Annotated in this window: 9 protein-coding genes and 1 tRNA gene; 8 read left to right on the top strand and 2 right to left on the bottom strand. The window is 71.6% G+C overall.

Translation table 11 applies throughout. From position 1 onward, the window contains the following. Positions 1-195 precede the first annotated feature (195 nt). From topA to ACFC1X_RS34265, 5 genes are all read left to right on the top strand, one after another. On the top strand, positions 196-3,039 hold the full coding sequence (topA, locus tag ACFC1X_RS34285; RefSeq protein WP_376361607.1) for a type I DNA topoisomerase: 2,844 nt from the start codon (positions 196-198) through the stop codon (positions 3,037-3,039). Positions 3,040-3,175: 136 nt separating this feature from the next. Continuing rightward, positions 3,176-6,523 carry a dTMP kinase gene (tmk, locus tag ACFC1X_RS34280; protein ID WP_376361604.1) on the top strand — a complete coding sequence of 1,116 codons (3,348 nt, stop codon included), beginning with the start codon at positions 3,176-3,178 and terminating at the stop codon, positions 6,521-6,523. Between the two features lie 132 nt (positions 6,524-6,655). Then, positions 6,656-7,861 carry a DNA polymerase III subunit delta' gene (locus ACFC1X_RS34275; RefSeq protein WP_376361601.1) on the top strand — a complete coding sequence of 402 codons (1,206 nt, stop codon included), beginning with the start codon at positions 6,656-6,658 and terminating at the stop codon, positions 7,859-7,861. A 104-nt stretch (positions 7,862-7,965) separates the two neighbouring features. Continuing rightward, on the top strand, positions 7,966-9,582 hold the full coding sequence (locus ACFC1X_RS34270) for an alpha/beta hydrolase (RefSeq protein ID WP_376361599.1): 1,617 nt from the start codon (positions 7,966-7,968) through the stop codon (positions 9,580-9,582). Positions 9,583-9,700: 118 nt separating this feature from the next. Continuing rightward, positions 9,701-9,774, top strand: a tRNA-Thr gene (locus tag ACFC1X_RS34265). 128 nt (positions 9,775-9,902) lie between these two features. Here ACFC1X_RS34265 and ACFC1X_RS34260 read toward each other — a convergent pair. Together ACFC1X_RS34260 and ACFC1X_RS34255 are read right to left on the bottom strand one after the other, a co-directional pair. Beyond that, positions 9,903-11,561, bottom strand: coding sequence for a tyrosine-type recombinase/integrase (locus ACFC1X_RS34260; RefSeq protein ID WP_376361596.1), 1,659 nt, complete (start codon positions 11,559-11,561; stop codon positions 9,903-9,905). Beyond that, positions 11,558-12,259: a helix-turn-helix domain-containing protein gene (locus tag ACFC1X_RS34255; RefSeq protein ID WP_376361593.1), complete on the bottom strand. Its 702-nt coding sequence runs from the start codon at positions 12,257-12,259 to the stop codon at positions 11,558-11,560. The genes ACFC1X_RS34260 and ACFC1X_RS34255 overlap by 4 nt, the downstream gene beginning before the upstream one ends. A 94-nt stretch (positions 12,260-12,353) precedes the next feature. On the opposite strand from ACFC1X_RS34255, the gene ACFC1X_RS34250 reads away from it, so the two are divergent. From ACFC1X_RS34250 to ACFC1X_RS34240, 3 genes are all read left to right on the top strand, one after another. After that, complete coding sequence (locus tag ACFC1X_RS34250; RefSeq protein ID WP_376361590.1) at positions 12,354-12,584, top strand: hypothetical protein; 231 nt, start codon at positions 12,354-12,356, stop codon at positions 12,582-12,584. A gap of 233 nt (positions 12,585-12,817) precedes the next feature. Continuing rightward, positions 12,818-14,128 carry a DUF3631 domain-containing protein gene (locus ACFC1X_RS34245; RefSeq protein ID WP_376361587.1) on the top strand — a complete coding sequence of 437 codons (1,311 nt, stop codon included), beginning with the start codon at positions 12,818-12,820 and terminating at the stop codon, positions 14,126-14,128. 448 nt (positions 14,129-14,576) lie between these two features. Beyond that, positions 14,577-15,428 (top strand): DUF2637 domain-containing protein, encoded by an 852-nt coding sequence (locus ACFC1X_RS34240; RefSeq protein ID WP_376361584.1) that lies wholly within the window; start codon positions 14,577-14,579, stop codon positions 15,426-15,428. The last annotated feature ends 157 nt before the right edge of the window (positions 15,429-15,585 follow it).

The raw sequence follows: 15,585 nt of genomic DNA, 5'->3' as shown, positions 1-15,585 counted from the left end.
CCGGTGACCACTCCGGGCGGCAGGAACAGGGTTCGTCGGGTTACCGTTCGAGTGGCCGTTGCGGGCTTTTCCCGTTTGACACGGGGGCGGGAGGTACCGTCACACTCCGCAGCGTCACGACCGAAACGCAGTACGACCCGACCCCGGGGACCACGGCCCGGGGAGGCCCAGCGTCGACCGGAGAGAAGAGCGAAGTTGTCCCCGACCAGCGAGACCGCGAACGGCGGCCGCCGACTCGTCATCGTCGAGTCGCCTGCCAAGGCGAAGACGATCAAGGGCTATCTCGGCCCTGGCTACGTCGTCGAGGCGAGCGTCGGGCACATTCGCGACCTTCCCAGCGGCGCCGCCGAGGTGCCCGAGAAGTACACCGGCGAGGTCCGCCGCCTCGGTGTGGACGTCGAACACGACTTCCAGCCGATCTATGTGGTCAACGCCGACAAAAAGGCACAGGTCAGGAAGCTCAAGGACCTGCTGAAGGACTCCGACGAGCTCTTCCTCGCCACCGATGAGGACCGCGAGGGCGAGGCCATCGCCTGGCACCTCCAGGAAGTCCTCAAGCCGAAGATCCCCGTCAAGCGCATGGTGTTCCACGAGATCACCAAGGACGCGATCCGGGCCGCCGTGGCCAACCCGCGCCAGCTCAACCAGAAGCTCGTCGACGCCCAGGAGACCCGCCGCATCCTCGACCGCCTCTACGGCTACGAGGTCTCGCCGGTCCTGTGGAAGAAGGTCATGCCGAAGCTGTCGGCGGGCCGCGTCCAGTCCGTCGCCACCCGCCTCGTCGTCGAGCGGGAACGCGAGCGCATCGCGTTCCGCTCCGCCGAGTACTGGGACCTCACCGGCACCTTCGCCACCGGCCGCGCGGGCGACGCCTCCGACCCGTCGTCGCTGGTCGCCCGCCTCCAGACGGTCGACGGCCGGCGTGTCGCGCAGGGCCGCGACTTCGACTCCCTGGGACAGCTCAAGGGCGCCAACACCCTCCACCTCGACGAGGCGAACGCCCGCGCGCTCGCCGCCGCCCTGGAGAACACGCGCTTCGCCGTCCGCTCGGTCGAGTCCAAGCCGTACCGCCGCTCGCCGTACGCCCCGTTCCGTACGACGACGCTCCAGCAGGAGGCGAGCCGCAAGCTCGGCTTCGGCGCCAAGGCGACCATGCAGATCGCCCAGAAGCTGTACGAGAACGGCTACATCACCTACATGCGTACGGACTCGACGACCCTGAGCGACACGGCCGTCAGCGCCGCCCGCGCCCAGGTCACGCAGCTGTACGGCGCCGACTACCTGCCCGCGCAGCCGCGGACGTACGCCGGCAAGGTCAAGAACGCCCAGGAGGCGCACGAGGCGATCCGCCCGTCGGGTGATCGTTTCCGCACGCCCGCCGAGACCGGGCTGACCGGCGACCAGTTCAAGCTCTACGAGCTGATCTGGAAGCGGACCGTCGCCTCCCAGATGAAGGACGCGACCGGCAACAGCGTCACCGTGAAGATCGGCGGCGCGGCCTCCGACGGCCGGGACGTCGAGTTCAGCGCCTCCGGCAAGACCATCACCTTCCACGGCTTCCTCAAGGCCTACGTCGAGGGCGCCGACGACCCGAACGCCGAGCTGGACGACCGCGAGCGCCGCCTGCCGCAGGTCGCCCAGGGCGACGCGCTGACGGCCGAGGAGATCACGGTCGACGGCCACGCCACCAAGCCCCCGGCCCGCTACACCGAGGCGTCGCTGGTCAAGGAGCTGGAAGAGCGCGAGATCGGCCGCCCGTCGACGTACGCGTCGATCATCGGCACCATCCTGGACCGCGGCTACGTCTTCAAGAAGGGCACGGCACTCGTCCCGTCCTTCCTCTCCTTCGCCGTGGTCAACCTCCTGGAGAAGCACTTCGGGCGGCTCGTCGACTACGACTTCACCGCCAAGATGGAGGACGACCTCGACGCCATCGCGCGCGGCGAGGCGCAGGCGGTGCCGTGGCTGCGGCGCTTCTACTTCGGTGAAGGCACCGGCCACGGCGGGGCGGCGGAGGCCGGCAACGGCGACGGCGACCACCTCGGCGGCCTCAAGGAACTGGTCACCGACCTCGGCGCGATCGACGCGCGCGAGGTGTCGTCCTTCCCCGTCGGCAACGACATCGTGCTGCGCGTCGGGCGCTACGGCCCCTACATCGAGCGCGGCGAGAAGGACTCCGAGAACCACCAGCGCGCCGACGTCCCCGAGGACCTGGCACCGGACGAGCTGTCCGTCGAGCTGTCGGAGGAACTGCTCGCCAAGCCGAGCGGCGACTTCGAGCTGGGCGCCGACCCGGCCACCGGCCACACCATCGTCGCCAAGGACGGCCGCTACGGCCCGTACGTCACCGAGGTGCTCCCCGAGGGCACCCCGAAGACCGGCAAGAACGCCGTGAAGCCGCGGACGGCCTCGCTGTTCAAGTCGATGGCGCTGGACACCGTCACCCTGGACGACGCCCTGAAGCTCATGTCGCTGCCGCGTGTGGTCGGTGCCGACGCCGAGGGCGTCGAGATCACCGCGCAGAACGGCCGCTACGGGCCCTACCTGAAGAAGGGCACCGACTCGCGGTCCCTCCAGGCCGAGGAGCAGCTCTTCACGATCACGCTGGAGGAGGCGCTGGCGATCTACGCCCAGCCCAAGCAGCGTGGCCGGGCCGCGGCCAAGCCGCCGCTGAAGGAGCTGGGCACCGACCCGGTCAGCGAGAAGCCGGTCGTGGTCAAGGACGGTCGCTTCGGCGCGTACGTCACCGACGGCGAGACCAACGCGACCCTGCGCTCCGGCGACAGCGTCGAGGAGATCACGCCGGAGCGCGGCTACGAGCTGCTCGCCGAGAAGCGTGCCAAGGGGCCCGCCAAGAAGACGGCGAAGAAGGCCACCAAGAAGACGGCCGCCAAGAAGGCTCCGGCCAAGAAGGCGGCGGCGACCAAGAAGACGGCCGCGGCGAAGACCACGGCCGCCAAGAAGACCACCGCCGCCAAGAGCACCGCGAAGAAGACGGTCACCAAGAAGGCGACCGCCTCGCGGGCGTCGGAGGACTGAGCCCGGCTCAGATCCGAGAGCGGATCGACAGAGCACCCTTCGCAAAACGAACGCCCCGGCATCATTCGGATGCCGGGGCGTTCGTACGTGCCGCCGGGCATGCCGGACTGTCGGCGGCGACCGATAGGCTGAACGCATGACGCGAGCCGAGCAACCAACGGCCCCTCACCCCGCCCCGGACGACGCCCTGGTCGCGGACTCCCGCGAGCGCGCCGTCCGCGCCCTGCTGCGCCGGCCGCAGCTGCGGCGTTTGTGGAGCGCACAGCTCGTGGGGGGTGTCGGCGACATCCTCGCCCTGCTGGTGCTGGTCCTCCTCGCCGTCCAGGCGGCGATCGGCGCGGGCTCGTTCGGCGGCGGCTACCGGGGCGTGGCGTTCGCGGTGGCGACCGTCTTCGGCGTCCGCATCCTGGCGACGCTGCTCTTCGGCGCCGTCCTGCTCGGGCCCCTCACCTCACTCACTTCGCAGGACGGTCCGCTCGACCGCCGCTGGACCATGGTCGGCGCCGACGGGCTGCGGGCCGCCCTGCTGATCGTCGCCCCCCTGTGGATCGACTGGACGCCGGACGACGCCCTGGCCGTCCTCCTGGTGACCGCATTCGTCACCGGTGTCGCCGAGCGCTTCTGGACGGTGTGCCGCGAGAGCGCGGCCCCCGCGCTGCTGCCGGTGCCGCCCCTGGAGGGCGCGACCGTACGGCCGCTGCCCGACCACATGGACACGCTGCGCCGCCTGTCGCTGCGTACGGGCTTCGTCGCGATCCCCCTCGCCGGCGCCGTACTGGTCGTCGCGGCACTGGTGAACAACCTGCTGGGCGCCGGCATCGACTGGTTCGCCGAGCACCAGGCGGCGCTCGCCTCGTACGTCGCGGCCGGTCTCTTCGCCGCGTCCCTGTCCGTGGTGACCTTCCTGGAGCTGCCCGGCGTCCGCACCCCCCGCGCGCGGTCGCCGCTGGAGGGCCTGCGCCGTCCCAAGAGCGGCACCGGCGTCGACAAGGGCCGCACCGGCGTCCTGCCCCTGCTGGTCTTCGCCTGCGCGGCCGTCGCCGCCGTCGTGGCCGCCGTGGTCGCCGTGGCGGTGCTGCACGCCAAGGACCTGGGCGGCGGCCCCGTGCTGTACGGGCTGATGGTGGGCGCGCTCACCGGCGGCGTCGTCGTCGGCATCCGTACGGCCCCGGCCCTGCTGCCCTCCCTGTCGCGCCGCCGCCTGCTCGCGCTGGCGATCGCCTTCGCCGGCGTCGCCCTGCTGGCCGCCGGGCTCGTCCCGGATGACACCACCGTGCTGCTGCTCCTCGTGCTGGCCGGTGTCGGCGCGGGCGTGACCGCGAACACCGGGCACGCGCTGCTCGACCAGGAGACCGAGGACGGCCGTAGGGCCCGCACGACCGAGCACCTGCACGCGGTCGTCCGGGTCTGCGTGGCCCTCGGCGCGGTCGTCGCGCCCGTGGTCGCCGCGGCGATCGGCCCGCACCGCCTGGAGAGCGGCAAATTCGTCTTCGCGCACGGCGGCGCCGCGTTCGTCCTGATGCTGGTCGGCGCGCTGCTGCTGCCGGTGGCCGCGCTGGTGCTGGCCAAGGTCGACGACCGGTCCGGCGTACCGCTGCGGCACGACCTGCGGGACGCGCTGCTCGGCGGCGACGACCCGGTGCCGACGCCCGCGACGGGCGGCTTCTTCATCGCCCTGGAGGGCGGCGACGGCGCCGGGAAGTCCACCCAGGCCGAGGCACTCGCCGAGTGGATCCGGGGCAAGGGGCACGAAGTCGTGCTCACGCGCGAGCCGGGGGCGACCCCGGTGGGCAAGCGCCTGCGCTCCATCCTGCTGGACGTCTCCAGCGCCGGTCTGTCGCACCGCGCGGAGGCGCTGCTGTACGCCGCCGACCGCGCGGAGCACGTCGACACCGTGGTCCGGCCCGCGCTGGAGCGCGGCGCCGTGGTCATCTCCGACCGGTACATCGACTCGTCGGTCGCCTACCAGGGCGCGGGCCGCGACCTGTCGCCGACCGAGATCGCCCGCATCAACCGCTGGGCCACCAACGGGCTCGTACCGCACCTGACCGTCCTGCTGGACGTCTCCCCGGAGACCGCGCGCGAGCGGTTCACCGAGGCGCCCGACCGGCTGGAGTCGGAGCCCGCCGAGTTCCACGCGCGCGTGCGCTCCGGCTTCCTCACCCTGGCCGCCGCCGACCCCGGGCGGTACCTCGTCGTCGACGCGGGCCAGGAGCCCGAGGCCGTCGGCACCGTCGTACGCCACCGGCTCGACCAGGTGCTGCCGCTGTCCGAGGCCGAGATCAAGGCCCGGGAGGAGGCGCGCCGCAAGGCCGAGGAGGAGGCCCGCCGCAAGGCCGAGGAAGAGGCCGCGCGCAAGGCCGAGGAGGAGCGCCTGGAGCGCGAGCGCCTCGAACAGCTGGAGCGGCTGCGCGCCGAGGAGGAGGAGCGCAAGCGGCGCGAGCTGGAGGAGGCGCAGCGGCGCGAGGCCGAGCGGCAGGCGGAGGAGGCCCGGCTCCGGGCCGAGGAAGCGAGCCGGAAGGCCGAGGAGGAGCGGGTACGGCTCCTCGCCGAGGAGAAGGCACGCGCCGAGGAGGAGGCGCGGCTGCGGGCCGAGGAGGAGCGCCGCCGCAAGCAGGCCGAGGAGGAGGCCCGGCTGCACGCCGAGGCCGAGGCCCGGCGGCTGGAGAAGCAGCGCAAGGCCGAGGAGGCCCTGCTGCGGGCGGAGGAGGCGCGCCGGGCGGCGGAGGCGGCGGCAGCCGCCGCATCCGCGGGCCCGAAGACGTCGGCGCCGCCCGCTGCGGACGCGCCCCGGCCCAAGCGGACCGCGGCCCCCACGGACGCGGCGACGGTGCCGACGCCGGTGGTGACCCCGACGAACGCCTCCGGCGGCCCCGTGGAGGACACGGCCGTCCTGCGGCCGGTGCGGGACACGCGGGACGGCGACACCGAGGACGGATCCGGGGACGGATCCCGGGCCGATGGGGCTTCCGGAGCAGCCGGGGCGTCCGGGTCCCGGGAGTCCGAGTCCGAGGTGACGACCGAGCTGCCCAAGCCGCCCGAGCCGGCCGGTTCGGCGGACGAGACGACGGTGCTGCCGGCCGTGGAGCCGCGGGACGTCGACGAGACGGCGGTCCTGCCGCCGGTGACGCCGGGCGCCGCGGACGAGACGGCGGTGCTGCCGCCGGTACGCGACGACGACCCCGCCGACCGGGTCCCGCCGGGCTACTTCCGGGAGGACGGCCCCGGCGACGGTGCCGCCGACCGCACCCGGGAGGCCGACGCACGGGACCGTACGCGCGAGCTGCCTCAGATCGACCCTGACCAGGCACCGCCCCGCCGACGCCGCTCCGACTGGGCCGAGGAGACGCCGCTCGACGACCTGCCGACCCTGGCGGACGAACTGCTCGGGCCGCGCGACGACGAGGACGGCCGGGGCGACGAGGGCCGGGACGGCCGCGGTGTCGACGGTGGCCGCCGGGGCAAGGGCCGGGGGCGCCGCTGAGCACCGGGCCCCGGGCCCCTCGGTCGCGGGGCCCGGCCTCGTTGTCAGTGCCGCCCCGCACAATGGAAGGCGCGACGCGGACAGGTGCGGCGCGGTGCGACGGCGGAGCGTGACGGAAGGACGGCGTGACCCATGACTGTGTGGGACGACCTCGTCGGGCAGGAGAGGGTGAGCGAGCAGCTCACCACCGCTGCCCGGGACGCCGACGCCTTCGTCACCGCCGCCGCGGCCGCGGGCCCGCTGCCGGAGGCGTCGAGCATGACGCACGCCTGGCTGTTCACCGGCCCGCCCGGCTCGGGAGTGACCCAGACGGCGCGGGCCTTCGCCGCCGCGCTCCAGTGCGTGAGCCCCGACCGCGCCCTCGGGGGCGTCCCCGGCTGCGGCTTCTGCGACGGCTGCCACACGGCGCTCCTCGGCACCCACGCGGACGTCAGCACGGTGAGCGCGGTGGGCGCCGAGATCCTGGTGCGGGACATGCGGGACACGGTCCGCAAGTCGTTCACCTCGCCGGCCAACGGCCGCTGGCAGATCATCCTGGTCGAGGACGCCGAGCGGCTGAACGAGAAGTCGGCCAACGCCGTCCTCAAGGCCGTCGAGGAGCCCGCCCCGCGGACCGTCTGGATGCTGTGCGCCCCGTCCATCGAGGACGTCCTGCCCACCATCCGTTCCCGCTGCCGCCACCTGAATCTGCGCACACCGTCGGTGGACGCCGTCGCCGACATGCTCGTACGCCGGGAGGGCATCGAGCCGGACGTCGCCGCCGCGGCGGCCCGCGCCACCCAGGGCCACGTCGATCACGCCCGCCGCCTGGCCACCGACCCGGCCGCCCGGGAGCGCCGGACCGCCGTGCTGAGGATGCCGCTGCGGGTCGAGGATGTCGGCGGCGCGCTTCGGGCGGCCCAGGAGCTGGTCGACGCGGCGGCGGAGGACGCCAAGCAGCTCGCCGACGAGACCGAGACCAAGGAGACCGAGGAGCTGAAGGCGGCGCTGGGCGCGGCCCAGGGCGGCCGAATGCCACGCGGCACGGCAGGCGTGATCAAGGACCTGGAGGCCGACCAGAAACGCCGCAGAACGCGTACGCAACGCAACAGCCTCGACCTCGCCCTGACCGACCTCACCGCCTTCTACCGCGACGTCCTCGCCCTCCAGCTCGGCTCCCGCGTGGCGATCGCCAACGCCGACGCGCAGGACGCCCTGGACCGGCTGGCCCACGGCAGCTCACCCGAAGCGACCCTCCGCCGCATCGAGGCGATCGCCGCCTGCGGTGAGGCCCTGGACCGCAATGTGCCGCCGCTGCTGGCGGTGGAGGCGATGACGATGGCGCTCAGAGCGGGCTGAGCCGCCTTCCGTCCCGGTGCCGCATCCGGTTGACGGGGTAACACGAACGAGGCACGCGAACCACGCACCGCATCAGTGTCGTCGCGGAGAGTTACGCTCGCTGAATGCACACAAGGCGCACTCACCGCAGGACCCGCATCGGCACCACCCGGATCCGAGCCACGCTCCTCGCCGCCGCGCTGCTCGCCACCGCCTGCTCGGCGGGGGGCGCGTCGACGTCCGCCGGTTCGGCGGCGGAGGCGGCAGGCGCGACGGAGGCGGCGACGGCGTCCCTGGCCCCGCTGCCGAAGGCCACGCCCGCCGAGCTGTCGCCGTACTACGAGCAGAAGCTCGGCTGGCGCGACTGCGGTGTCCCCGGCTTCCAGTGCGCCACCATGAAGGCCCCGCTCGACTACGCGAGACCGGCCGAGGGCGACGTCCGCCTCGCCGTGGCCCGCAAGAAGGCCACCGGCCCCGGCAAGCGGCTCGGCTCGCTCCTGGTCAACCCGGGCGGACCGGGCGGCTCGGCCATCGGCTACCTCCAGCAGTACGCGGGCATCGGCTACCCGGAGAAGGTCCGCGCCCAGTACGACATGGTGGCGGTCGATCCGCGCGGCGTGGCCCGCAGCGAGCCCATCGAGTGCCTGGACGGCCGCGAGATGGACGCGTACACACGGACCGACGTCACCCCGGACGACCAGGGCGAGACGGACGAGCTGGTCGACGCGTACAAGGAGTTCGCCGAGGGCTGCGGGGCGGACGCGCCGAAGCTGCTGCGCCACGTCTCGACGGTCGAGGCCGCCCGCGACATGGACGTCCTGCGCGGGGTGCTGGGCGACGACAAGCTGACCTATGTCGGAGCCTCGTACGGCACGTTCCTCGGGGCGACGTACGCCGGACTCTTCCCGGACCGGGCCGGTCGGCTGGTCCTGGACGGCGCGATGGACCCGTCCCTGCCCGCTCGCCGGCTGAACCTGGAACAGACGGCGGGCTTCGAGACCGCCTTCCAGTCCTTCGCGAAGGACTGCGTACGCCGCGCCGACTGCCCGCTCGGCGACCGGGGCACCACCCCCGGCCAGGTCGGCAAGAACCTGAAGGCGTTCTTCGACGACCTGGACGCCAAGCCGATCCCCACCGGCGACGCGGACGGCCGCAAGCTCACCGAGTCCCTGGCCACCACCGGCGTGATCGCGGCGATGTACGACGAGGGCGCCTGGCAGCAGCTGCGCGAGTCGCTGACCTCGGCGATGAAGGAGAACGACGGCGCCGGCCTGCTGGTCCTGTCCGACAGCTACTACGAGCGCGAGGCCGACGGCGGCTACAGCAACCTGATGTTCGCGAACGCCGCCGTGAACTGCCTCGACCTCCCCGCGGCCTTCTCCTCGCCCGACGAGGTCCGCGACGCCCTCCCCGACTTCGAGAAGGCGTCCCCCGTCTTCGGCGAGGGCCTGGCCTGGTCCTCCCTGAACTGCGCGTACTGGCCGGTGCGGGCCTCGGGCGAGCCGCACCGCATCGAGGCCGCCGGCGCCACCCCGATCGTCGTGGTCGGCACCACCCGCGACCCGGCCACCCCCTACCGCTGGGCCGAGGCCCTGGCCGACCAGCTCTCCTCCGGCCGCCTCCTCACCTACGAGGGCGACGGCCACACCGCGTACGGCCGCGGCAGCACCTGCATCGACACCGCGATCGACACGTACCTGCTCCGCGGCACCGCCCCCGAGGACGGCAAACGCTGCTCGTAGCGCCCCCTCACCCACCCCACCCGCCCCGGAACCCTGGCCTCCGGGGCGGGTACGAAGCACCCCCGGAAACTGTGTAGACTTACCGACGTTGCTGATCGCACCATGGTGCCCAGCACACGCCGCCTTAGCTCAGATGGCCAGAGCAACGCACTCGTAATGCGTAGGTCTCGGGTTCGAATCCCGAAGGCGGCTCCGGCAAAGGCCAGGTCACATAGGCCGTGACCTGGCCTTTTGTGTTGCTCGGGGCATGACGCGTCACGCGGCCGGGTTGCGGCGAGATGGCTTGCGTGAGCGATGCGTGAGCGGAGCCGCCCGGGAACCTACTTCTGGGACTTGCCGCGCTTGGCCTTCGTGGCGCCATTGGCTGGGGCGTTCGCCTTGGTCTTCGGCTTGCCGCCCTTGGCCTTGCCGGCGTTCTTGGCCGCAGCCTTCTTGGCCTTCTCCTTCTTCTCGGCTTTGCGTGCCGCCTTCTCGGCCTCGGCTTTCCGCTGAAGAGGGACCAGCTTCGCGGTCGCCTCGGCGGCGCTCCTGCCGACCTGGGGCAGGACGCTCTGGTAGATGTCCCGAGTGATCCGGGTATCACTGTGACCGAGGGTGTCCGACACGATCTTGATGTCGATGTCAGCGGCGAGCATGAGGGTGGCAGCGCCGTGGCGGAGGTCGTGCAGACGGATCGGCGGAAGTCCGGATGCGGCGACGAGACGCTCGAAAAGATCGGTCACCTTGCCCGGGTGGAGCCAGGACCCGTCCTCCTGGGTGAAGACGTTCCCCGTCTCGACCCAGGCGGTGCCCCACTCCTGGCGGTCGGCGTCCTGCCGCTGACGGTGCCGCTTCAGGACGTCGACGGTGTCGTCGTCGAGCGCGACCACGCGATGCCCGCTGTCCGTCTTGGGGTCGGACGCCTCTACCTCCCAGCCGTCCTGCACTAGTTGGGAGGAGACGGTCAAGGCGTGGGTGTCGAGGTTCGTCTCCGACCACGGCTGCCCGCACGCCTCGCCACGGCGAAGGCCACGGAAGGCGATCAGGTGCCACATCGCGTACAGCCGGTCTTCGGCGACGAAGTCGAGGAACGCTCCTGTCTGCTGCGGCGTCCAGACCATCACCGGCGACGGCTTCTCGCCCGTTTGCTCCCACTTGGCGCCCCGCTCGTCCGTCCACACGAGCGCCTTCGGCTTGCGCACGGGATCGATCTCGACGTGGGCGGCGGGGTTGAAGGTGATGATCTGCTGCCCGATCGCGTCGTTCAGGGCCGCGCGGAGGGTGGCCTTGACGTGCTGGCGCGTGGCGGGGCCGGTGACGCGGCGGAAGGGCGGCATCTCATCGATCGCGGTCTTCATCGTCTTCCGGCGGGCGCGATTCTCCCCGCCCTTCCACGGTATGGTCGCCAGCTCGTCGAGTGCAGCGCGCCGTTGAGCATTGTCCTCCAGGATCTGGGCGTTGGCGTCGCGGATGTCGGTGAACATCTCGCTGAGGTGGCTCACGCGGAGCCGGTCCAGGCGCCGGTTTCCGATGCGAGGCTTCAGGTGCACGCGGATGTCGGTCTCGTAGCGGTTGAGACCTGACTTGCGTATGCGCTTGCCGGCCAGCCACCGGTCGAGCCACTCGGCCACGGTCAGGCTGCCGATGAGGTCCTGGCCGGAGTTGAGACGCCGCCTCGTCTCCTCGACCTCGGGCAGAGGCGACCGCTCGCGGCTGACCTCGGCCAGCATCTCGGCGATGAGCTCGGTGCCCTCGGGGTCGTCCGACTCGGCCAGCCCGAGGAGGGCCCGCACGTGGTCGAGGTCGGCCTGGGCGGCCTTTAGGCTGCCGTACCCGCCCCGGGCGAAGGAGCGCCGGCTGCCGTCCTCGCGGGGCGAGAGCTCCTGGCGTACGGAGTAGGTGCAGTGGTTCCTGCTGTTGCGCTTGGGGCAGGAGGTGCCGAGTTCCTTGCCGGTCTTCGGGTCGCGGCAGGAGCAGCGGCGGTAGGTGGAGCCCTTCAAAGATCATTCTCCTCGGTGGTATCGGGATCGCTCTCGGATGAGTCGATCGCGGTGGCCACATCGGGCCACAAGGACGGGGGCGTGACGCCCTCTTGCCGGATGAAGGCGCGGATTCTGCGCAAGCTGCTGGCGGCGTCGTCGGCCGTCTCGGCGGCACGGGCCTGAGAGCGGAGGGCCTCGGCCTTACGGTCGGCGTTCGGCGCGGTCTCGGCGTGGTAGCGCGCGTGGTCCCCGTCGTGGCGCGCCTTCCGTAGTCGCTCCTGGGCAGCGTGGTGGGCGCGGAAGTAGCGGAGCATGTCGTCGTCCGTGCCGAGGTCGGTCTCCTCCCCGGTGAAGCGGCGCAGCGCGTCCAGCGAAGTGGTGGGGTGCTGAAGCGGGAGTCGCTGCACGTCGTCGACGTAGCCGACCGGGTAGACGAGGCAGATGGGCGGGGTGTTCAGCGCTTCGGCCAGGACGATGACGTCGACCAAGGGCAGGTTGGAGCGGCGTCCGGACTCCATGTTGGCGATGACGTTGCGGGGGATCGGGTGGCCGATCTCGTCGCACTTGTCGGCCAAGTCCTGCGCACTCCAACCTAGTTCCTTCCGTCGTCTGCGGACTTCGGCGGCCACGGTGGCCATGACCTGATCCACCCACTCCGGGACGTCGTCCTCGTCGTCGGCCTTCTTGAATCCAGGATCGCTACGGCGCTGTGTCATTTAGACACAGTAGCTCGCTTAGCGTTGATTCCAAGACCTGGAGACGGGCGCGATGGGCGCGTTCGCCGTGGGCTCAGTCATGGATGGAGCGCGCATGCGCGAGAACGAAGAGGCCGGCCGGGTGAAAGGGATGAGCCGCGATGAGCTCCTTGAGCTTCCTGCGGCCGTTGACCTGGAGACGGGCAACCGGGCGCTGGGGCTGGGGCGGAGCAAGGGGTACGAGCTCGCCAAGCGCGGCCAGTACCCGTGCAAGGTGCTCCGTCTCGGAAACGCCTACCGGGTGGTGACCGCAGACTTGTTGGCTCTGCTGGGGCTGGCAGCGTGAAGCGCCTGACGCGTAGCAGATGGTTCTGCGCTGAGCTGACACAGAAACGCTGGACTGTGGCACGGCGTGGACGTACTGTCCGTGGTCGCTCGCGGCGCCGAGAGGCCCGCGAGAAGAGGAGGAGCCTCCGACGGTGCAACGCCGGAGGCCCCAAGACTCCCCAGCAATCCCGTGAGAACCGACCCGGCGGCAGGGGTGTGCAAACCCGAAACCGCCAGACGAGGAGCCGCCCAGTGCAACCCGAGAACCCCGAGTCCTATTCCGCCCCCGCACGAGCGGCCTGGCCCGCCACAGCCATCCCCGGCCGGCCTGGCGCCCACCTGAGTCCCGAGCGGGCCAACACTGCCACGGTGGACCCGAGCGACGGTACGGCCGATGACAGCGCCAACGAAGCGGACCCGGCAATCGGCTTGGAGGCCATCCCCGACGCGGAGCCGACGGCCGGCTCGAAGCTGCTGGACGAGCTGCGCTCGCAGATAGCCCGGTTCGTGATCCCGCCCTCGTCGGAGGCACTGGACGCGATCACTCTGTGGGTGGCAGCGACACATCTCCAGCCGGCGTGGCAGCACGCCCCGCGGCTGGCGGTGGTGGGGCCGGCGAAGCGCTGCGGCAAGTCGCGGTTGCTGGACGTGCTGACCGAGACGGTCCACGAGCCCATGCTCACCATCAACACCACGCCGGCGGCCATCTTCCGCTCGATCAGCGAGGACGAGCCGCCGACGTTGCTGGTGGACGAGGCCGACACCATCTTCGGCCCCAAGGTCGCAGAGAAGAACGAGGAGACGCGCGGTCTGCTCAACGCCGGCCATCAGCGCGGCCGGTACGTCACCCGGGTCGTCGGCAATGACCACACCCCGCACAAGTTCGCCACCTTCGCGATGGCGGCCATCGCGGGAATCGGGGACCTGCCGGACACGGTCATGGACCGGTCGGTGGTCATCCGCATGCGGCGCCGAGCCGAGGGCGAGAAGGTCAAGCCCTTCCGCTCCCGCCGGGACATCCCGGCCCTGCACGAGCTACGAGACCGCATCCACGCACTGGCCAGGCCGCTGCTGGAGGAAGCCGCGAACCTGGAGCCGGACATGCCGGTCGAAGACCGCGCTGCCGACACATGGGAGCCCCTGGTGATCGTCGCCGATCTGGCAGGCGGTCGCTGGCCCCGGGTGGCGCGGATCGCCTGCGCGCGGATGGTCGCCGCCGAAGTGGCCGCGGAAGAGGATCACCCCAGTGGTGCGCGCATCCTCGCCGACATCCGCAGGGTGTTCTTCGCTCAGCGTGAGGTGGACAGCCTGTCCACCGAGGAACTTCTCCACCACCTGAACCGAGACCCCGAAGCCCCGTGGGGGGAGCGAGGGCGCGACGGCCTGACCTCCCGGGAACTCAGCAGGATGCTGCGCGACTTCGACATCCGGCCCGGCAATGTGCGCATGGCCGACCGGACACAGCGCAAGGGCTACATGCGCAACAAGTTCCTCGACGCTTGGCGGCGGTACTGCCCTACCGTCCACTCCCTCGACGCCGACCCTGCGCGCGGCGAAGGCTGACCCCCACCTCCTGGTTGCCGTACTTGCCGTCCCTGCCGTGATCTCGCAGGTCAGGCAGCACACCAGCAAGACGCCAGCCAGGGGCAAGACGGCAACGCAAGCGTCTCCCGGCGTGTTGCCCGCCGGAGACGCTGCCGAAATCCGTCTTGCCACGTCCCAAGCGTCCATGCCGTATCGCCGCAGCTCACAGCCCTGCGTACTGGGACGGACGGCGCTGCGCAGCCGTCCCTTCAAGGGACACACCGACCCAAGCAAGGCCCGCCCCGAAGGCGCCGCGTCCTTGTCCCGAGTCGGGACAAGGACGCCGCACACCTGTCCCGACCCGGGACAAGACGCCAGCACTCGCCGAGACGGCACCTCAGGAGCGCTGCCGTCCCGCGCTGACCTGCACGTGCAACGGCCGAGACGGCAAAGACGCCGCACACCACTATCCCCAGGAGCCTCCCGCTTGACCACTCCGCCCCTCACGCAAGCCCCAAAGCCGCACGATGACGTCCCCAGCGAAGGGCGACCGAATAGGAAGGCTGACGCCGAGCAGTTCGCGCTCGGCGCCGCCGGCATCGTCATCGTCGCCCTGACTGCCGGAGCGTTCTGGCTCTCCTATGCGCACCTGGCTGACGTCGCCGGCCAGCACGGGCTCGGAGCGTCGCCCATTCGCCGCTGGGCCTGGCCCGCCACCCTGGACGCGTTCATCGTCGCGGGCGAACTGCTCATGCTGCGCGCAGCGCTGCGCCGCGTTACTGACCCGTGGGCGATCGCCGTGACCGCCGTCGGTTCGGTCGGCTCCATAGCGCTGAACGTCGCCGGGGTCAGCGGTACGGGCGACGCACGCACCGTCCCGTTCCTCGACTACGTGGTCGCCGCCGTCCCTCCGGCCGCCGCGATGGTCGCCTTCGGTGTCCTGATGCGACAGATCCACCAGCTCGTCGCACCGTCCGGCGACTCCCCGGACACCGGTTCCGTACAGACGCAGGAACAGGCGGTCGGCGACCTCAGCCACAGCCACCTGCCAGACGCCGCTCCCGACGGTTCACAAGCCTCCGGTGGTGAGCGGACGGAACCCGCGTCACAGGTTCCGGAGGGCAAACCGAGCGGTGGCCGTCCGGCGAAAGCGACCATCGCGGAGCTGGCGGATATCGGCCGGGCCACCGGTCACCAGCACGGCAAACTCACGCGCGGCCTGCTCCGAGCGGCGGTGAAAGACCGAGACCTGACGATCGGCAGTGAGCGGCAGACCGAGGTGATGGAACTGCTTCGGCCGGAACTCGAAGCCGCCGGGATCGAGGTTTCCAGGCGCTGACAGCGCCCTGCTTGGGTGACCGGAACCCTTCCGGTCACCCAAGCTCCGGCCCGCCGCCCCGCAGATTTCCACACCTGTGGACAACACGACGACCCAGCCGGGCAGGCATCTCCGCCCCGCCTACCCAGCCGTACCTGGAGCATTTCCCTTGACGCAC

The organism is Streptomyces sp. NPDC056128 (assembly GCF_042263835.1).
GTDB lineage: Bacteria > Actinomycetota > Actinomycetes > Streptomycetales > Streptomycetaceae > Streptomyces.
The sequence above is the reverse complement of the archived record's forward strand: the minus strand, read 5'-3'. Positions and strand labels throughout refer to the sequence as shown.

Coding starts and splice junctions, on each gene's coding strand:
- ACFC1X_RS34275 (WP_376361601.1), top strand. CDS start 6,656: ATGACTGTGTGGGACGACCTCGTCGGGCAGGAGAGGGTGAGCGAGCAG.
- ACFC1X_RS34250 (WP_376361590.1), top strand. CDS start 12,354: ATGCGCGAGAACGAAGAGGCCGGCCGGGTGAAAGGGATGAGCCGCGAT.
- tmk (WP_376361604.1), top strand. CDS start 3,176: ATGACGCGAGCCGAGCAACCAACGGCCCCTCACCCCGCCCCGGACGAC.
- ACFC1X_RS34270 (WP_376361599.1), top strand. CDS start 7,966: ATGCACACAAGGCGCACTCACCGCAGGACCCGCATCGGCACCACCCGG.
- ACFC1X_RS34255 (WP_376361593.1), bottom strand. CDS start 12,259: ATGACACAGCGCCGTAGCGATCCTGGATTCAAGAAGGCCGACGACGAG.